We start from the raw sequence: 18,418 nt of genomic DNA, 5'->3' as shown, positions 1-18,418 counted from the left end.
CAATCGTGCCTACATTCACGTGCGGCTTCGTGCGTTCAAATTTTCCCTTGGCCATTTACCGGTACCTCAAGACGTTAGAAGTTAATAACCTACAGCACCCAACGGTGGTGCCCATGGACAGAATTGAACTGTCGACCTCTCCCTTACCAAGGGAGTGCTCTACCGCTGAGCTACATGGGCATCGATGACCGAGGGGCCTGAAGCAATTCTGCGGCCGCAGCCTGGAGCGGGTGAAGGGAATCGAACCCTCGTCATAAGCTTGGAAGGCTTCAGCTCTACCATTGAGCTACACCCGCAAAACCATTACCCGAAGAACGATTGGACAGCTGCACCAACGGCGGCATTCTTGGTGGAGGGAGAAGGATTCGAACCTTCGAAGGCGGAGCCGTCAGATTTACAGTCTGATCCCGTTGGCCACTTGGGTATCCCTCCAGCTAACAACCCATAATTCTGACGCCCAACCAAGGAACTGTCAAACGGTTTTCCGAGCCGGACAGCAATTATAGCTCCTTCTGGCGGCAGTGCTCACCTCTCTTGCCACTTCTTTCGCCACTTTTCGATCATCGGCGGCGTAGAATCCAGGCAGCCCTTCCTGGCCAGCGAGACGGAGCGGATGTTCCCGAACCCGATTTGCAAGGCACACACAGACAGGAGACACCGATGGGAGACTTCTCGACCACACTCGATAGCCGGTACACAGTCACTGCGGGGCGAGTCTTTCTGAGCGGCACACAAGCCCTGGTGCGACTGCCGATGCTGCAGCGCATGCGCGATGAAGCAGCCGGCCTGAACACCGCGGGGTTCGTCTCCGGTTATCGTGGCAGCCCGCTGGGGGGGCTCGATCAGGCACTCTGGAAAGCCCGCCCGCATCTCGACGCCCACCGCATCGTCTTCCAGCCGGCGGTCAACGAGGACCTGGCAGCGACCGCCATCTGGGGAACGCAACAGCTCAACCTCTTCCCCGGAGCCAAGTACGACGGCGTATTCGCCATGTGGTACGGCAAGGGCCCTGGCGTGGACCGATGCGGAGACGTCTTTCGACACGCCAACGCCGCCGGCACAGCCAGGCTCGGCGGCGTGCTGGTCATTGCCGGTGACGACCACGCGGCGAAGTCATCGACGCTGCCGCACCAGACCGAACACGTCTTCAAGGCAGTGATGATGCCGGTGCTGTACCCCGCGAACGTCCAGGAGTATCTCGATTACGGGCTGCATGGCTGGGCGATGAGCCGCTACTCCGGCTGTTGGGTGGTGATGAAGGCGCTGGCCGATACCGTCGAGACTTCGGCGTCGGTATGGATCGATCCGCTGTCGACAAGCATCCGGGTGCCCGACGACTTCCAGATGCCGGAGAACGATCCGCACGGCCTCAACATCCGCTGGCCCGACCCGCCGCTGCAGCAGGAGGCACGCCTGCTCAACCACAAGCTCTACGCGGCGCTTGCCTACTGTCGCGCCAACCGCCTCAACCGTGTGGTCATCGACAGCACGGACCCCAACTCACCAGCCCGACTGGGAATCATCACCGCTGGCAAGGCCTACCTCGATGTCCGCCAGGCGCTTGGCGAACTCGGCATCGACGACGAACTCGCGGCCCAGATCGGCATACGCCTGTACAAGGTAGGCATGGTCTGGCCGCTCGAAGCCGATGGCGTCCGACGCTTTGCGGAAGGTCTCGAAGAAATCCTGGTGGTGGAAGAAAAGCGGCAGTTGCTCGAATACCAGCTCAAGGAGGAGCTTTACAACTGGCGTGAGGACGTCCGTCCGCGCGTCGTTGGCAAGTTCGACGAGAAGGGCGAATGGGCCCTGCTGCCGACCGGAAGCGGACACCTGACGCATGGCGACTGGCTACTGCCGGCGGCCGGCGAACTGTCGGTCGCGCAAGTCGCGCGGGCGCTTGCGGCACGCATTGGCCGCTTCTTCACTTCGTCGGCGATCGAGGCCCGATTGGCGCTTCTCGAAGCGAAGCAGAGAAGCCTGGCGCCAACGCTCGTGCCAGCCAGCGGCGGCACCTCGATCCAGCGCACGCCGTATTTCTGTTCCGGATGTCCGCACAACACCTCGACGCGCTTGCCGGAGGGTTCCCGGGCCGTGGCCGGAATCGGCTGCCACTACATGGTGACCTGGATGGATCGCAAGACCGCGACCTTCACCCACATGGGCGGCGAAGGAGTGACCTGGGTCGGACAGGCACCGTTCACCCGCGAAAGGCATATCTTCGCCAACCTCGGCGACGGCACGTACTTTCATTCGGGCTTGTTGGCGGTACGCCAGTCGGTCGCCGCCCGCGCCGCCATCACGTACAAAATTCTGTACAACGATGCGGTAGCGATGACCGGAGGTCAGCCGGTCGACGGTCAGCTGAGTGTCGCCCAACTGACGCGTCAGCTGGAGGCGGAAGGCATCGAACGGATCGTCATCGTCAGCGACGATCCGGCGAAGTACAGGCAGGTTCGTGGCTTGGCGCCGCATACGCCGATCCGTCACCGCGACGAACTCGATGCGGTACAACGCCAACTGCGCGATTATCCCGGCGTCTCGGTCCTGATTTATGAGCAGACCTGCGCCACCGAGAAGCGCCGTCGGCGCAAGCGTGGAAAGCTGCCCGATCCGGCGCGGCGGGCGTTCATCAACGAAACCGTCTGCGAAGGATGCGGCGATTGCGGCGTACAATCCAACTGCCTTTCGGTAGTGCCGGTGGAAACCGAGTTCGGCCGCAAACGAGCGATCGATCAGTCTTCGTGCAACAAGGATTTTTCGTGCATCAACGGCTTCTGCCCCAGCTTCGTCACTGTCGAAGGCGGCCGCCTGCGCCGCGGCAGCGCGATGACGGCCGATGCAAGTCGCTTCGGCACGCTCCCCGAGCCGCTGCTGCCCGACACCAGCCGCCCCTTCAACGTCCTCATCACCGGCGTTGGCGGAACCGGCGTGATCACTCTCGGTGCCCTTCTGGGAATGGCCGCACACCTGGACGGCAAGGGAGTTTCGGTCCTCGACATGACCGGTCTGGCACAAAAGTTCGGAGCCGTCTTTTCCCATCTGCGCATTGCCGATCAGCCAGGCGATATTCATGCGGCACGCATCGACACCGGCGAAGCGCACGCCCTGATCGGCGGCGACCTGGTCGTCACCGCCGGCAGCGAAGCGTTGTCGAAAGTGCTTGCCGGCAAGACGCGGGCGGTAGTAAACGGCGCCGAGACGCCGACAGCCGAGTTTACCCGCAACCCGGACTGGCAGTTTCCACAGGAGCGGATGCGACAGCAGATCGTTGAAGCCTGCGGCGCGGGCAATGCATTCTTCCTGGACACCGCAGAATTGTCGCTCCGGCTGATGGGTGACGCTGTCTACGGCAACCTCGTCCTGCTCGGCGTCGCCTGGCAGAGAGGGCTGCTACCACTGTCGCAGACCGCGATCGACCAAGCCATTCAGCTCAACGCTACAGCCGTCGAAGAGAACCGCCAGGCCTTCCTCTGGGGAAGGCGCGCCGCCCATGATCCGCAGGCGGTACAGCAGTTTTGCCAACCAGCCAGCGAGCCAGCGCAGCGGCGACTCTCAGAGAACCTGGATGAAACCATCTGCCGACGTGTCGAGACCCTGACTGCCTACCAGGACGCACGCTACGCCGAACGCTACCGTCGCCTGGTCGAACAGGTGCGTGATGCCGAGTCCCGATTGCAGTCGACTGCTCTGAGCGAAGCGGTGGCCCGCTCCTATTTCAAGCTGCTGGCGGTCAAGGACGAGTACGAAGTGGCGAGACTGTATGCCGACCCTGCGTTTCTGCAGCAGTTGTCCGACGAATTCGAAGGCGACTTCCGATTGCGCTTTCATCTCGCACCCCCGCTGCTCACCAGACCGAATCCGGTAACCGGCGGCATCCGCAAGCACGGTTATGGCCCCTGGATGCTGAGCGTCTTCCGCTGGCTCAGCAAACTCAAGGGTTTGCGCGGCACATTCGCCGATCCTTTCGGAAGAACCGCGGAAAGGCGCATGGAACGGCAATTGCTGGCCGACTACGAGGCCGATGTAAACCTGATACTCTCCAGACTTGGACCGGAAACCCTGACCAGCGCCATCGAGCTCGCCAGCATTCCCGAGAAGATTCGCGGCTATGGCCACGTCAAGGCCGCATCGGTAGCGCGGGCTCGCCCCCGACAGGACGCCCTGCGCGCGCACTTGCGGGAGCAGCGAACGCTTGCAGCGGCTGAGCGGCGACACTGACGAAGCTGCTGCCCGCATTGCGTGCTCTGCAGTCGCCGAGAGGAAGAAAGCCATTGCATCCCCCCGCAACAGAACCTCAAGCCGTACCACCGATTCGCCCGCCGATTCGCCAACTCGCGCTGCAGTTGGCGGCAGTGTTCGTCGTTCTGTCGCTGGCCTGGCCGTACTATGGCATCCGAAACGAGGAACTGCCCTGGCCACAGATAGCGTTCGCCATCGCGGGAGTCGCCATCCTTCTCGCCAGCCTGACCCGGCAGCCGTGGTGGTGGCGACTTATCCACGCCGTGTTTGCACCGCTGGCCTGGTGCGTTTCCACGTTGGAGATCGACCCGGGCTGGTTCCTGCTCGCGTTCTGCCTGCTGCTGCTCGTTTATCGTGGTGCGTTGACCGGACAGATTCCCCTCTATCTCTCCAGCCGAGCGAGCACCGCCGCGCTGCTTGACCTTACTGCCGGTTGCCACGACCTGCACTTTCTCGATCTCGGCGCGGGCATCGGCAGTGTCCTGATTCCGCTCGCCCGGGCTCGGCCCGACGCGCATTTCACCGGCGTCGAAAACGCACCGGCGACCTGGCTGGCCGGCCGTCTGCGAACCGCTCGTCTAAACAATTGCGACTGGCACTGGGGAGACATCTGGCGTTATGAACTGCACTCCTACAATGTCGTCTACGCATTTCTGTCTCCCGCTCCGATGTCGGCGTTGTGGCAAAAGGTTCGACGGGAGATGCACCCGGGAAGCCTTTTCGTCAGCAACAATTTCTCCGTTCCCGATGTCGAACCAAGCAGTGTCATCGAAGTTGGTGATGAACGACGGACGCTGCTCTACTGTTACCGTATCTGATTCGTGCCCAGCCGACACCGACGTCGGAGGCCCGCGTGCCAGCCGGGCGTCTCGCACACAGTCCCTGATGTGGCAGAAAGTTGCTAAGATGAACGCTTCACCAACGGAGCAGGAATATGTCCAATAGCGATGCAGCGAATGATCCTCTGAGTTTTGTCAGGAGAATGTGGGGCAGCATGGGGTTTTCGCTGCCGAACATGGTCACTCCGACCCTCGACGTGGAAGAAATCGAAAAGAAGATCAAGGACCTCAAGGCCGTCGAGAGCTGGTTGAAGATGAATCTATCGATGCTGCAAATGACCATCCAGGGGCTTGAAATGCAATGCGTCACGCTCAACGCGGTACGCGCGATGGGTCAGATGGCTGGCAGTTACACCGCTGGCGCTGGCGCAGGCGCCAGCGAAGACAGTCCGGGCACGAGTCTGGTTGCAGGCAGCGGCAACGAAGCGCTCAGGCAGGCAACCCTGTGGCCACTGACCTTGTTGCAGCAGATGCAGGAGCAGATGCAGAAGGCGGCTGCCACTGCCGTACAGGCCAGTCAAGGACGCGAAGAAGCGCCCAAGTCGTAGGGGGCCTTACGCGGCAGGCGACCACCGGCACCGATCCAGGGATACGCCCATCGACGGCCGGAAAGCAGATCAGATGACCGCAGCCTGCCGCAAGGCGTCGATCTCGTCCGCCGAGAAGCCAGCTTCGCGCAGCACTTCGTCACCGTGCTCTCCTGGCGTAGGAGCGGCTCGCTCGACCGCAAAATCCCAACCGGAGATTTTTAGCGGCGGAGCAAATTGCGCCACGCCATCCGCCTGCACCGTCATGCCGCGGGCGCCGAATTGCGGATGTTCGACCGCCTCGGCGACGCTGAGCACCGGTGTCACACAGCAGTCGACTGCGGCAAAGAAATTCTGCCACTCGGCCCGCGTGCGACTGGCGAAGAGTTCTTCCATCTCGCCACGCAGTTCGTCGGCCGCCGCGCCGCGAGCAGCGTGCCGTGCTTTCCAGTCGGGGCGGCGCAGCGCGTCGCAGAAAATGTCCCAGAACTTCTTCTCCAGCGGGGCGACCGCCAGGTAACGTCCGTCCGCCGTCGCGTAAACGCCATAGCCCGCATCCCCTCCGCTGAGCAGGTCGGCGCCTCTTTGCGGCACCGCTCCCTCGGTCTGTAGCGCGAAGAAGGGGAAGAGGTTGTGCGCGAGGACGGCTTCGCTCATCGCCACATCGACCAGACGCCCCTGCCCCGTCCGCTGCGCATCGAACAGCGCTGCCAGAATCCCCATGAGGGCGGTCATCGCACCGCCCAGCAGGTCACCGATCTGCAAGTTGGGAATTGCCGGCCGGCTGCGGTCCACGCCGATTTGCTCGAGCACCCCGGCCAGCGCAATGTAGTTGAGATCGTGTCCAGCGGCCATCGCCAGTGGCCCCGTCTGCCCGTACCCGGTGATCGCGCAGTAAACGATTTTCGGATTGACCGCGCGCAAGGCCTCATAGCCGATACCCAGCTTGTCGCTGACTCCCGGCCGGAAGCTCTCGACCACGATATCGGCCGCTCTCGCCAGGCGAAGAAACACGGCACGCCCCTGCGGATGCTTGAGATCGAGGTACAAGCCGCGCTTGTTGCGATTCACGCTGCGGTAAAAAACGCTCACCCCCTGCGCACCGTCGCCCATGCTGCGCGCGTAGTCGGCAGCACCCGGACCCTCGATCTTGATCACGTCGGCACCGAGATCGGCGAGGTGCAGAGTGGCAACTGGCCCGGGCAGCAGGCGTGTCAAATCGAGAACGCGCACTCCGCGCAGCGGACCACCGCTCACGATCCCGCCTCGCAAGGCTCCAACCAGCTTGCATCCATGTCGATTACCTCCCCTTTTTTCAGCGTCTGATCGAGGAACTGTCCGCGGAACAACCAGCCTGCAGCGCCATGCTGGTACGACCAGGGTGTTTCCCAGTTTTCGACAGAAACCCGAATGCGCAATACCGCGACTTCGCGCACGTCCGAATCCCTGTCGACGCAAGGCGTGGCAGCCGCCAGCAGCGCCCAATCGGCCCGCGTGTAGGCCGATAGCGGCTTGTTCAGGCGCGGGCAGACATCCGCCATCCGCCGTTCGCGCGCAATGCCGGCAATCGAACCCTTCAGCCAGTAGGTCGGCGCTTTCAACAGCCAGCCGGCACCACCCTCGCGAAACATGACGCAGTCGCCGACCTGCGGGCCCGCTGCCGGCGCCACGTCGGCCAGTGCCATCGTCGTCAGGAACAAAGCGACGGTTCCCGCAACGACAGGGAGCGATGACGCGCGGCGGATCACGACAACCAGCGTTTGCGACGACGATAGTGTTTGACGTCCCGGAAGCTCTTGCGTCCGACCGACGACAGGCCGAGATAGAATTCCTTTACGTCTTCGTTGGCGGCCAGGTCGCAGGCCGCCCCCTCCATCACCACCCGACCGTTCTCGAGAATGTAACCGTAGTCGGCGTAGCGCAGCGCCATGTTGGTGTTCTGCTCGGCGAGCAGAAAGGTGACGCCTTCCTTCCGGTTCAGATCCCTGACGATGGCGAACACCTCGTCGACGATCTGCGGCGCCAGACCCATCGATGGCTCGTCGAGCAAGACCATGCGTGGATTTGCCATCAGCGCGCGGCCGATCGCGCACATCTGCTGCTCACCACCCGAGGTATAGGCAGCCTGACTGCTGCGACGCGTCTTGAGGCGTGGAAAGTAGGCATAGACCTTGTCCAGCGTGTCGCTGACCGCCGCCTTGCCGTCGCTGCGGGTGTAGGCGCCGGTCAGCAGATTTTCCTCGATCGAGAGATGGGCGAAGCAGTGGCGTCCTTCCATTACCTGGATCACGCCACGCCTGACCAGTTCCGCCGGAGTCAGCGCCTCGATCCGCTCGTCATGCAAGTCGATGCTTCCCTTGGTGACTTCGCCGCGCTCGCCACGCAAGAGATTGCTGACGGCACGCAGAGTCGTCGTCTTGCCTGCACCGTTGCCCCCCAGCAGGGCGACGATTCCCCCTTCGGGAACGCTGAACGAAACCCCCTTGAGAACGAGGATCACGTGGTCATAGATCACTTCGATGTTGTTCACTCTGAGGAGGGCGCGGGCGGTGCTCATGCCATCCCTTCGCTCGTCAGGCAGCGCGACGCTCCCGCAGGACAGATGCGCGTCCAGATTCGGCGCAGCGAACCGCCAGAGATCATTTCTTGCACTCGTCCGGCGTCCGCGGCTTGAGCTTCTTTTCGTCCGCATACTTGCCCGATGCCAGCATCACCATGGGCCGAATGACCTTCTCGTCAGCCTGGTACCAGTCCGAGCTGAACTCCCATTTGCTGCCATTCCAGCTGTGCACGCGCACCCAGGAAGACCCCATATGGTCGAGGCACGACGACTGCACCGGGCGCATGACGCCAGCAAAGCCCATGCCGTCCAGCGTCTTCTGGTCGAGATCGAGATTTTCCAGACCCCAGCGGACCTGCTCGCCGGTCATCACCTTGCCCTTGCCATAGCGCTCCTGCGCCTTGCGCACCCCTTCCACGCCGAGCATCGCCGAAATCAGACCGCGCATATACAGTACCTGCCCGATCTCCTCCTTCGGTCCGGTGCCCTTGCCCTTGGCATACACCAGTTCCAGCATGTCCTTGACGACCTTCGCATTTGGCTCCGCACCATGCTGCAATGTCAGAGCGCTGTAGCCCTTCGCCCCCTCGGCGACATCCTTGACGTCGGGCTCTGCTCCCGCCCACCAACTGCCGATCATCCGGTCACGCGGGTAACCCGTTGCCTGTGCTTCGCGTAGCGCGGTCGAGTTCATCACGCCCCAACCCCAAAGCAGAACGTAGTCGGGCTTCTGCTGCCGGATTTGCAGCCAGGTCGCTTTCTGCTCGACGCCGGGATGCGCCACCGGCAGCAACTGGACCTCGAAACCGTAGGTCTTGCCGAGTTCCTGCAGGAGCGGAATCGGCTCCTTGCCATACGGACTGTCGTGATAGACCAACGCGATCTTCTTGCCCTTCAGCTTGGCCATGCCACCTTCCTTCTTGGCGATGTGCTGAATGGCGACGTCGGTCCCGACCCAGTAGGTTCCGAGCAGAGGAAAGTTCCAGGTGAATACGGCACCGTTCTGCGATTCGCTGCGCCCGTACCCCGCCGTGATCAGCGGGATCTTGTCCACGGGAGCTTTCTCAGTCAGCGCGAAGGTGATTCCGGTCGATAAGGGCTGAAAAACCGTTCCGCCGCCATTCTTGCCCTTCAGGCGTTCGTAACATTCGACGCCGCGGTCGGTCGCATAGGCAGTCTCGCACTCTTCGAAAGCAATCTTGACGCCGTTGATGCCACCTTTGGCGTTGACCAGTTTCAGATAGTCGACGTATCCATTGGCCCATTGACTGCCGTTCGTGGCATAGGCGCCGGTGCGGTATACGAGAACGGGAAAAAACTGTTCCTTGGCCTGCCCCAGGGCGGTCGGGGCTGCCAACAACGACGAGAGAACCAACACACCCGCCGCGACGGTCGGCGCGAACTCGCGCAGCTTCCTCATTGCATGCATCAGTGCCTCCTCCTGGACAATGAAATGGATCGATCCACAAACACTTCCTCCGAATCCTCCGTGGCTCAATGCGGAAATGGCCAGAGGCGAAGTTTCTCCTTGCCGGTAGACCACAGGCGTGCGATGCCATGCGGCTCCTTGATCAGGAAGAAGATGATCAGCACCCCGAAAGTGATCAGCTCTGCATGCGCAATTCCGGCCGTGGATATGCCGATCCCGATCAGACCCCCGATTTCCGGCAACAACTGGTTCAGGAAGATCGGCAGGACGACGATGAATGCCGCCCCGAAAAAACTGCCCATGATCGAACCCAGGCCACCGATGATGACCATGAACAACAACTGGAACGAACGATCCACCGAAAAGGCCGCCGGTTCCCACGAGGCGAGATGAATGAAACCCCACAAGGCGCCGGCGGTCCCCACGAAAAAGGAGCTGACGGCGAAAGCCGACAGCTTGGCAAACAGCGGACGGATGCCGATCACCTCGGCGGCAACGTCCATGTCCCGGATCGCCATCCACTGCCGGCCGATCGCACTGCGCGTCATGTTTTTTGCCAGAAGTCCGAAAATCGTCAGAAAAACAAGACAAAACATATACTTGTCAACCGGTGTGTCGATTTGCCAGGCGATCACCTGGAGGTTGGAGACGGAAACGGAACCGGAAGAAGCATTATTTGTGAACCAGGGAACGCGCAGAAAAACCCAGTCGGTAAGGAACTGCGCCGCAAGCGTGGCGACCGCAAGATAGAGCCCACGCACGCGCAGGCTCGGTATGCCGAAGAAGATGCCGACGAGCGCGGAGCTGAGGCCACCCAGCAACAGGGAAGCGAGCAGCGGCAGGCCATCGATGCGAATGTGAAAATTGTACGCCGCGTAGGCCCCGACCGCCATGAACGCGCCGGCGCCGAGCGTGATCTGCCCGCAGAAACCCACCAGGATGTTGACCCCGAGTGCGGCCAGCGAAAGAATCAGGAAGGGGATCAGGATGGCGCGAAAGAGATACTCGTCGACCAGCAAGGGAACGCCGACGAAAGCAATCAGCAGCAGACCGAGAATCGCCCAGCGGTCCTGCGCGATCGGAAAAATCTGCTGATCGGCAGCATAGGAAGTCTTGAACTGACCGTTTTCTCTGTATATCACCTGCCTGCTCCCGGATCAAACGCGGTCGATGATCTTTTCGCCAAACAGTCCCTGCGGCCTGAAAAGCAGAAAGAGCAAAGCCAGCTGGTAAGCAAACCAGATTTCGATCCCCCCGCCGATCATCGGCCCGAGGTACACCTCCGAAACCTTTTCCCCGACGCCAATGATCAGCCCGCCGACGATTGCCCCGGGAATCGAGGTCAGCCCTCCGAGAATGACCACCGGCAGACCGCGCAACGCCACCGTCACCAACGAGAACTGCACTCCCAGCTTGGAACCCCAGATCACGCCTGCCACCAGTGCCACCACGCCGGCGATGCACCAGACGATCACCCAGATTCGGTGGAGCGGAATGCCGATCGACTGCGCCGCCTGGTGGTCATCGGCCACTGCGCGCAAGGCGCGCCCGGTGGCCGTCTTCTGGAAGAACAGCGCGAGCAGGCCGACCAAGACGGCGGCGATCAGCGCCGCAACGAAGTCCTCCTGGTTGATCAGCAAGCCACCCGCGAAGACGTCTTCGAGAATCATCACCGGCTCCTTGGGCATGCCGACATCGATCTTGTAGATATCGCTGCCGAAAATGCTCGTGCCGACGCCCTCGAGAATGTAAGCGATTCCGAGCGTCGCCATGAGCAAGGTTGCGCCCTCCTGGTTGACGAGGTGGCGCAACACCAGACGTTCGACCAGCCAGGCGACGACGAACATCATCGCTCCAGCCAGCACGAACGCAATTGCATTCGCCAACCAGCGGCTGTCGACATCCAGCCACTCGGGAACCCACGCGGCAAAACGTGCCATCGCCAGCGCTGCGAACAGAACCATCGCTCCCTGGGCAAAGTTGAACACGCCCGAGGCCTTGAAAATCAACACAAAACCGAGTGCGACCAGGGAATACAGCATTCCGGCCATCAAGCCGCCAATCAGGGTTTCGAGAAAGAAGCCCATGGCTTTCCCTCCTCAGTGGCTGGCGCCAAGATAGGCGTTGATGACTTCCGGATTGGCTCGCACCTCATCCGGATCGCCGTCGCCAATCTTCCGGCCATAGTCGAGCACCACGACACGGTCGGAGATGTCCATCACCACCGCCATGTCGTGCTCGATCAGAACGATCGTAGTCCCGAACTGATCATTGACGTCGAGGATGAAACGACACATGTCCTGCTTCTCTTCGACATTCATTCCGGCCATCGGCTCGTCGAGCAGCAGAATGCTGGGTTCCATGGCCAGCGCACGCCCCAGGTCGACGCGCTTTTGCAGACCGTAAGGCAGGCGGCCGACCGGCGTCTTGCGAATGTGCTGGATTTCCAGGAAATCGATCACTTCCTCCACCTTGGCACGATGTGCCAGTTCCTCGCGCCGCGCCGGCCCCCACCAGAACGCCTGTTGCATCAGGTTGCAACGGATCTTGAGATTGCGTCCCGTCATGAGATTGTCGATCACGTTCATTCCCCGGAACAGTGCGAGGTTCTGAAAGGTGCGCGCAATACCGGCCTGCGCCGCCTTGTACGGCGTCATCCTGGTGAAACGCCGACCGCGCAGGATGATTTCTCCCTGCTGCGGCCGGTAAACACCGTTGATCACATTCAGCATCGAGCTCTTGCCGGCGCCATTCGGACCGATGATCGCGCGGATCTCGTGCTCGCGAACGTCGAAAGAGATGTCGGTCAGCGCCTTCACTCCGCCAAACGACAGCGAGACGTTTTTCAGGTCGAGAATGGTTTCCTCGTCCGACCGACTCATCACGCGGCCCTCCAGACCACTGGAAAGGTGCGCACATCCTCGATAACGAGATCGGCAGCCACCTTGCCCTGCCGCCCGTCCTCGAACCGGACCGTCGTTTCGATGAACTGCCTGCTGCGGCCTCCGTACAGCGCATCGATCAGCACGCCATACTTCTCCGCGACAAAATTGCGGCGAACCTTTCGCGTACGGGTAAGCTCGTCGTCGTCGGGATCGAGTTCCTTGTGCAGGACCAGGAAGCGATGTATCTGCGAGTCTGCAAGTACACCCTCCTCGACCAGGCCGCCATTGACCTGTTCCACACAATCCCGAATCAGCCCATAGACCTCCGGCTTGGCCGCCAGATCGGCATATCCCGAGTAGGCGATGCCACGCCGCTCCGCCCAGTTGCCAACCGCACCAATGTCGATGTTGATGAACGCGCAGACCATTTCACGGCAATCGCCAAAGACCACGGCTTCCTTGATGTGGGGAAAGAACTTGAGCTTGTTTTCGATGTAATTCGGTGCGTACATCGCACCATTGGCCAGTTTGCCCACGTCCTTGGCACGATCGATGATCTTGAGGTGACCGTCGTCATCGAACAGCCCGGCGTCGCCGGTCATGAAATAGCCGTCTGCGTTGATCGCCTCGGCCGTCGCATCGGGCCGCTTGTAATACTCCCTGAGCAGCATCGGACCCTTGACCAAGATCTCGCCGTTGTCGGCAATCTTCACCTCGACTCCGGGAGCAGGCTTGCCGACACTGTCAAACTTTATCTGGCCATCGGGTTGCAGGCAGACGTAGGCACAGGTCTCCGTCTGCCCGTAGAGTTGCTTCAGGTTGATGCCAATCGAGCGGTAGAAGCGGAACAGATCCGGGCCGATCGCCGCGCCGGCCGTATAGGCGACGCGAATCCGGCTCATTCCCAGAACGTTCCGCAACGGTCCGAAGATCAGGACGTCGCCAAGCGCGTAGAGCAGGCGGTCGACGAACGGGACGGCCTGGCCATCGAGAATCTCGGCACCGCTGCGCCGTGCGACCGCCATGAAGAAGTGAAACATTTTCTGCTTGAGGAAGCTCGCGTCCTCCATCCGGATCATTACCTGCGTCAACAGGTTCTCGAACACCCGTGGCGGGGCGAAGTAGTAGGTCGGCCCGATTTCGCGCAGGTCGGTCATCACCGTCTCCGCGGATTCCGGACAATTGATCGTGAAACCGCTGACCATCGCCTGGGCAAAGGAAAAAAGGTGGTCACCGACCCAGGCCATCGGCAGGTACGAGAGAATGTCCTCGTCGGCGCGCAGCCGGTCAAACTCGATGCCGCCACGCGCGGCGCTGATGAAGGCATGGTGCGTCAGGCACACGCCTTTCGGCCTGCCGGTGGTCCCCGAAGTGTAGAGCATGACGCTGACGTCAGCGGTCGAACCGGCCGCCACCTCGGTTTGCAACAGATCGGGGTGATTGCGGTCGTGAATGCGGCCCATCGCCATCAACTCGCGGATGTCGTGGAGAAAGGGTTGCGTGTAATGACGCATGCCACGCGGGTCGTCGTAAAGCAGATGCTCGAATTGCGGCAACTGATCGCGGATCTCGAGCAGCTTGTCAACCTGCTCCTGATCCTCGACGAAGGCGAATCGGATTTCTGCGTCGCGCAGGACGAAAAGCATTTCGTCAGCCACCGCATCCTGATAGAGCGGCAAGGGTACGCCGCCGAGACACTGCACCGCAGACATCATCATGTACATGCGCGGCCGGTTTTCGCCAATGATGGCTAGGTTCTCGCCGCGCCGGAAGCCCATTTCCGCAAGTCCGCAGGCCATTGCGCGCACCTCGGCGGCGACCTCGGACCAGGTCCAGCATTGCCAGATACCCAGGTCCTTCTCGCGCATCGCCGGCTGTTCGCCACGCAACCGCGCGTGCTGGAAGAGCAAGCGGGGAAAGGTATCCGGCGCTTGCCAGGAAATCATTTCCGGCATTTCGTCTCCTCCGGTGCCGCGACCGTCGGTACCTCGACGGCGAGCCTCAGTCCTTTGTGTTTTCCCGGATTCTAGCGCCTTTTCGCGCATGGTCATTGTGCAGCGCCGCACCAGCACCGTGAATGCGTGGCACGCCAGGCGCGGGGGTTGCCTGCGCTGGATCGGACAGGCAGGCGATCGAGGATACGGGCAGAGATCGGACGACGTCTCTCGGCGGCCATGCACCAGGCAGCGCGTGGCGTCGGCACGGCGCGCGTGAGCATGCGATTGCCAGAAAACCGGAATTGAAGGCCGCAATGATCTGGGTTAGTATTGCCGCGGCGAGGGGAAGGTCATGACAAAAACCTGATCGATTCGCTGTGCAATCAGCGGCAAAGCCGCTTCAACAAAACAATACAGGAGGATGAGAAGACGTGAGTAGTGTGATATACGAGCGAATGCGGGTGAATCCCAAATTCCAGAAACTGGTCAGCGAGCGGGGACGCTTCGCGTGGACACTGTCGGCCATTGTGCTGATCCTTTTCTACGGCTTTTTCATGCTGGTGGCCTTCAATCCGGGGCTGCTCGGGGAAAAGATTGCCGAAGGTTCGATGTGGCCCATCGGCTATACCGTGGAGCTGGTACTTTTCGTGTTCTTCTGGTTGCTCACCCTCGTCTACGTGCGCCGGGCCAACGGCGAGTTCGACGACCTGACTGCCGAGTTGGTCAAAGAAGCCCAGAAGGAGACGCCATGATGCGGAAACTGACTCCGGCTGTGCTCCTGTTCGCCCTGGCCACGCTGGCCGTCGCCGGCCCCGCCATGGATGCAGGCGGTGCCAAGCAGGCCACCAACTGGCACGCGATCATCATGTTCCTGATCTTCGTGGCCATGACCATGGGGATCACTTACTGGGCGGCGAGTCGCACCAAGACCACGGCCGACTTCTACACCGCAGGGGGCGGCATCACCGGCTTTCAAAACGGCCTTGCCATCGCCGGCGACTACATGTCGGCCGCCACCCTGCTCGGTCTGACCGCGATGACCTACACCCAGGGGTACGATGGCTACATCTACATGCTCGCTTTCTTCGCCGGCTGGCCGATCATCCTCTTCCTGATGGCCGAGCGCCTGCGCAATCTGGGACGCTTCACCTTTGCCGACATCACGTCGTACCGGCTGGACCAGGGCAAGGTGCGCACCATGGCTGCCATCTCGTCACTGGTGGTCGTCGTCTTCTATCTGATTGCCCAGATGGTCGGTGCGGGTCAGTTGATCAAGTTGCTCTTCGGACTTGACTACAACGTCGCGATCTTCGTCGTCGGCATCCTGATGATGGTCTATGTCACGCTGGGCGGCATGGTGGCGACCACCTGGGTGCAGATCATCAAGGCATGCATGCTGCTGTTCGGCGGCACGCTGACGCTGCTCCTGGCATACGCTCAGTTCGGCTTTTCACTGACCGACCTGCTGCAAAAGGCGGAAGCCGTGCATAAGCTCGGCCCGAAGCTGATGGCGCCGGGAAGCCTGCTGGCCGATCCGGTCACCGCGATCTCGCTCGGTCTCGGCCTGATGTTCGGCACGGCCGGCCTGCCGCACATCCTGATGCGCTTCTTCACCGTCGGCAACGCCAAGGAAGCCCGCAAATCGGTGCTCTACGCTTCGGGCTTTGTCGGCTTCTTCTTCAACGTGATCTTCCTGATGGGACTGTGCGCGATCATCATCGTCGGCCAAAGCCCCGATTTCTTCGAAGGTGGAGAAGTTGGCAAGAAGCTGATCGGTGGCGGCAACATGGTCGCCATGCACCTCGCGAAGGCAGTGGGCGGCAACATGCTGCTCGGCTTCCTGGCGGCGGTAGCCTTTGCCACCATCCTGGCGGTGGTTTCCGGTCTGGCGCTCGCTGGCGCGTCGGCTATCTCGCACGACATCTATGCACGCGTGATCCGCAAGGGACAAGCCACCGAGAAGGAGGAAATCCGGATCTCCCGTTTTGCCACGATTGGCCTCGGCATGCTGGCGATCGTTCTCGGCATTGCATTCGAAAAGATGAATATCGCCTTCATGGTCGGCCTCGCTTTCGGCGTTGCTGCCGCAGCCAACTTCCCGGTACTCATCCTGTCGATGTACTGGAAGGGACTGACCACGCGCGGTGCGATGTGGGGAGGTTACGGCGGCGTCATTTCGGCGGTGCTGTTTGTCCTCTTCTCGAAATCCGTATGGGTGGATGTACTGGGCAACAAGGCGGCGCTGTTCCCCTACACGCAACCAGCGCTGTTTGCCATGCCAATTGCCTTCTTCCTGGCCTACATATTCTCGAAGAGCGACACCGGCGCCCGCGCCAAAGCCGAGAAGGAGGCTTTCGAGGACCAGTATGTGCGCGCCCAGACCGGTTTTGGCGCGGCAGGCGCCGCCCGTCACTGAGACCTTCCTTTCCGGGAAAAACCCTGGCTGCACGCCAGGGTTTTTTTTCGCCCTTTGCCCGCAGCCGATGACCACCGTTGCGGCCTTCGGCCGCCCGCGACGAGCCCGGTCTGGATTTCGCGCCGCTTCCCTGCCTCCGGATTTCGCAACTCCTCGGTTAAAGTTTGCCGACGACTTCCCGTGAACGAAAGATGTAGCAAACTAATGACGGGAATGTCCATGCACCGCCCAGCGCACAAGCTTCTCGCCACCTGTCTTGTGATCGTCATGCCGGCGACGGCGTCGGCGGGTTGGCAGGTCATCTCTGCGGAACCAGGCAAACGCGTCGAGATCGACCGCACCAGCATCAGGAAGGACGAGAACGGCAAGACCGTGGCGCAAGGGCGAATCATTCTCGAAAAACCGATCGTCGATCCGAAAACGTCGATGTCCTACCGCATCGTGCAGGCGGTCAATCGCTACGACTGCGCGTCGCGCAGCTACAGCACGCTGAAACGCAGCTACTTCAAGGACGAGGGAGAACTGCTCCGGGAGGAGGAGATCAAACTGCAGATCGAAGTACCGGTGCGTTCGGGAATGCTCGACGACAAGCTGCTGCGCGAGGTCTGCCGACCGAAGCCGGGTCCCGAAGCGGCGGCAGCCGCCAGCCGGACTGCCGACAAGGTGAACGAAGCGGCCGGTGAACTGCGCAAGGCCAACGAAGCGTTGATCCAGCGGGACGTCAAACGAGCCAACCTGGCAGCGCCAGGCAGCGAAAAGGTCGAGCCGGCTGTCGCAGCGGCAGCGCCAACGAAACCCGCGGCGCACCAGCCAGTCCGCTCTCCGCCGAGCGCAGCAGCGCCCCCCCCGCACCCGGTGCGAGGGCATGCAGTGCATAACGCCGGTTCATCCGAACACGTGGCGATCCACTGGGCCTACGACGGCGAGGGCGGACCGGAGAACTGGGGTACGCTGAAACCCGAGTACGCAATCTGCGGCATTGGCAAGAGGCAATCTCCGATCGACATTCGTGACGGTTTCCGCGTCGACCTCGAACCGATCCAGTTCTTCTATCGGCCCTCCCAGTTTCGCGTCATCGACAACGGCCACACCATACAGGTCGAACTGGACGGCAGCAGCATCCGCCTGCTCGGCAAGACCTACGATCTGATTCAGTTCCACTTTCACCGCCCCTCCGAGGAGCGGGTGAACGGCAAGTCCTTCGACATGGTGACGCACCTGGTGCACAAATCGGACGACGGCAAGCTTGCGGTCGTTGCCGTCCTGCTCGAAAAGGGAAGCGAGAATCCGTTGATCCAGACCGTCTGGAACAATCTGCCGCTTGAGAAGAACGAATACGTGACGCCACCGGATCTCGCCATCGATCCATCCCGCCTGCTGCCGGATGAGCGAGGCTACTATACCTACATGGGGTCGCTGACCACCCCACCCTGCTCCGAGGGCGTACTCTGGCTGGTGCTCAAGCAGCCACAGCAGCTCTCTTCCGAACAAGTAGGCATTTTCGCCCGCCTGTACCGTCACAACGCCCGTCCGCTGCAGCCGACCTTTGGGCGCATGATCAAGGAGTCGCGCTGAGTCGGCCGGTC

The 18,418-nt window shown here is 61.4% G+C and carries 14 protein-coding genes and 3 tRNA genes; 6 read left to right on the top strand and 11 right to left on the bottom strand.

Annotated features, from left to right (window positions below; translation table 11 throughout):
- Window positions 1–105: 105 nt before the first annotated feature.
- The 3 genes from NFV80_RS02000 to NFV80_RS01990 all read right to left on the bottom strand — a co-directional run bounded on the left by NFV80_RS02000 (window position 106) and on the right by NFV80_RS01990 (window position 432).
- Window positions 106–180: transfer RNA gene (locus tag NFV80_RS02000), tRNA-Thr, on the bottom strand.
- A gap of 42 nt (window positions 181–222) precedes the next feature.
- A tRNA-Gly gene (locus NFV80_RS01995) sits at window positions 223–296 on the bottom strand.
- Between the two features lie 51 nt (window positions 297–347).
- Window positions 348–432: transfer RNA gene (locus NFV80_RS01990), tRNA-Tyr, on the bottom strand.
- A 228-nt stretch (window positions 433–660) separates the two neighbouring features.
- Between NFV80_RS01990 and NFV80_RS01985 the strand changes: the two genes are divergently transcribed.
- From NFV80_RS01985 to NFV80_RS01975, 3 genes are all read left to right on the top strand, one after another.
- Window positions 661–4,218: an indolepyruvate ferredoxin oxidoreductase family protein gene (locus tag NFV80_RS01985; protein WP_295329337.1), complete on the top strand. Its 3,558-nt coding sequence runs from the start codon at window positions 661–663 to the stop codon at window positions 4,216–4,218.
- 53 nt (window positions 4,219–4,271) lie between these two features.
- Window positions 4,272–5,057 (top strand): class I SAM-dependent methyltransferase, encoded by a 786-nt coding sequence (locus NFV80_RS01980; protein WP_295329339.1) that lies wholly within the window; start codon window positions 4,272–4,274, stop codon window positions 5,055–5,057.
- A 116-nt stretch (window positions 5,058–5,173) separates the two neighbouring features.
- Window positions 5,174–5,626: a PhaM family polyhydroxyalkanoate granule multifunctional regulatory protein gene (locus NFV80_RS01975; protein WP_295329341.1), complete on the top strand. Its 453-nt coding sequence runs from the start codon at window positions 5,174–5,176 to the stop codon at window positions 5,624–5,626.
- A gap of 69 nt (window positions 5,627–5,695) precedes the next feature.
- On the opposite strand, the gene NFV80_RS01970 is transcribed toward NFV80_RS01975, so the two are convergent.
- The 8 genes from NFV80_RS01970 to NFV80_RS01935 form a co-directional block, all read right to left on the bottom strand.
- Entirely contained in the window at window positions 5,696–6,862 is a 1,167-nt protein-coding gene (locus tag NFV80_RS01970; protein ID WP_295329343.1) for a CaiB/BaiF CoA-transferase family protein, read from the bottom strand.
- Window positions 6,859–7,305 carry a hypothetical protein gene (locus NFV80_RS01965; RefSeq protein ID WP_295329345.1) on the bottom strand — a complete coding sequence of 149 codons (447 nt, stop codon included), beginning with the start codon at window positions 7,303–7,305 and terminating at the stop codon, window positions 6,859–6,861. The genes NFV80_RS01970 and NFV80_RS01965 overlap by 4 nt, the downstream gene beginning before the upstream one ends.
- A gap of 44 nt (window positions 7,306–7,349) precedes the next feature.
- On the bottom strand, window positions 7,350–8,162 hold the full coding sequence (locus NFV80_RS01960) for an ABC transporter ATP-binding protein (RefSeq protein WP_295329347.1): 813 nt from the start codon (window positions 8,160–8,162) through the stop codon (window positions 7,350–7,352).
- Between the two features lie 82 nt (window positions 8,163–8,244).
- Window positions 8,245–9,585 (bottom strand): ABC transporter substrate-binding protein, encoded by a 1,341-nt coding sequence (locus NFV80_RS01955; protein ID WP_295329360.1) that lies wholly within the window; start codon window positions 9,583–9,585, stop codon window positions 8,245–8,247.
- A 74-nt stretch (window positions 9,586–9,659) separates the two neighbouring features.
- Window positions 9,660–10,736: a branched-chain amino acid ABC transporter permease gene (locus NFV80_RS01950; protein WP_295329349.1), complete on the bottom strand. Its 1,077-nt coding sequence runs from the start codon at window positions 10,734–10,736 to the stop codon at window positions 9,660–9,662.
- Between the two features lie 15 nt (window positions 10,737–10,751).
- Window positions 10,752–11,681: a branched-chain amino acid ABC transporter permease gene (locus tag NFV80_RS01945; protein WP_295329352.1), complete on the bottom strand. Its 930-nt coding sequence runs from the start codon at window positions 11,679–11,681 to the stop codon at window positions 10,752–10,754.
- A 12-nt stretch (window positions 11,682–11,693) separates the two neighbouring features.
- Entirely contained in the window at window positions 11,694–12,476 is a 783-nt protein-coding gene (locus tag NFV80_RS01940) for an ABC transporter ATP-binding protein (protein ID WP_295329354.1), read from the bottom strand.
- Entirely contained in the window at window positions 12,476–14,434 is a 1,959-nt protein-coding gene (locus NFV80_RS01935) for an AMP-binding protein (RefSeq protein ID WP_295329356.1), read from the bottom strand. The genes NFV80_RS01940 and NFV80_RS01935 overlap by 1 nt, the downstream gene beginning before the upstream one ends.
- A gap of 413 nt (window positions 14,435–14,847) precedes the next feature.
- Between NFV80_RS01935 and NFV80_RS01930 the strand changes: the two genes are divergently transcribed.
- From NFV80_RS01930 to NFV80_RS01920, 3 genes are all read left to right on the top strand, one after another.
- Window positions 14,848–15,168, top strand: coding sequence for a DUF485 domain-containing protein (locus NFV80_RS01930; protein ID WP_295329358.1), 321 nt, complete (start codon window positions 14,848–14,850; stop codon window positions 15,166–15,168).
- Window positions 15,165–16,832 carry a cation acetate symporter gene (locus tag NFV80_RS01925; RefSeq protein ID WP_296757651.1) on the top strand — a complete coding sequence of 556 codons (1,668 nt, stop codon included), beginning with the start codon at window positions 15,165–15,167 and terminating at the stop codon, window positions 16,830–16,832. Before NFV80_RS01930 ends, NFV80_RS01925 begins: the two co-directional genes overlap by 4 nt.
- A gap of 219 nt (window positions 16,833–17,051) precedes the next feature.
- Window positions 17,052–18,407, top strand: a complete 1,356-nt coding sequence (locus tag NFV80_RS01920; protein ID WP_296757648.1) for a carbonic anhydrase family protein — start codon at window positions 17,052–17,054, stop codon at window positions 18,405–18,407.
- Window positions 18,408–18,418: the final 11 nt, after the last annotated feature.

The organism is Accumulibacter sp. (assembly GCF_023806565.1).
Classification (GTDB): Bacteria; Pseudomonadota; Gammaproteobacteria; order Burkholderiales; family Rhodocyclaceae; genus Accumulibacter.
This window is presented reverse-complemented; position numbering and strand designations above follow the sequence as displayed.

What these genes read in the sequence shown, in the direction of transcription:
- NFV80_RS01975 (WP_295329341.1), top strand. Translation starts at nt 5,174, where the DNA reads ATGTCCAATAGCGATGCAGCGAATGATCCTCTGAGTTTTGTCAGGAGA.
- NFV80_RS01940 (WP_295329354.1), bottom strand. Translation starts at nt 12,476, where the DNA reads ATGAGTCGGTCGGACGAGGAAACCATTCTCGACCTGAAAAACGTCTCG.
- NFV80_RS01935 (WP_295329356.1), bottom strand. Translation starts at nt 14,434, where the DNA reads ATGCCGGAAATGATTTCCTGGCAAGCGCCGGATACCTTTCCCCGCTTG.
- NFV80_RS01925 (WP_296757651.1), top strand. Translation starts at nt 15,165, where the DNA reads ATGATGCGGAAACTGACTCCGGCTGTGCTCCTGTTCGCCCTGGCCACG.
- NFV80_RS01945 (WP_295329352.1), bottom strand. Translation starts at nt 11,681, where the DNA reads ATGGGCTTCTTTCTCGAAACCCTGATTGGCGGCTTGATGGCCGGAATG.
- NFV80_RS01955 (WP_295329360.1), bottom strand. Translation starts at nt 9,585, where the DNA reads ATGAGGAAGCTGCGCGAGTTCGCGCCGACCGTCGCGGCGGGTGTGTTG.
- NFV80_RS01920 (WP_296757648.1), top strand. Translation starts at nt 17,052, where the DNA reads ATGCACCGCCCAGCGCACAAGCTTCTCGCCACCTGTCTTGTGATCGTC.
- NFV80_RS01960 (WP_295329347.1), bottom strand. Translation starts at nt 8,162, where the DNA reads ATGAGCACCGCCCGCGCCCTCCTCAGAGTGAACAACATCGAAGTGATC.
- NFV80_RS01985 (WP_295329337.1), top strand. Translation starts at nt 661, where the DNA reads ATGGGAGACTTCTCGACCACACTCGATAGCCGGTACACAGTCACTGCG.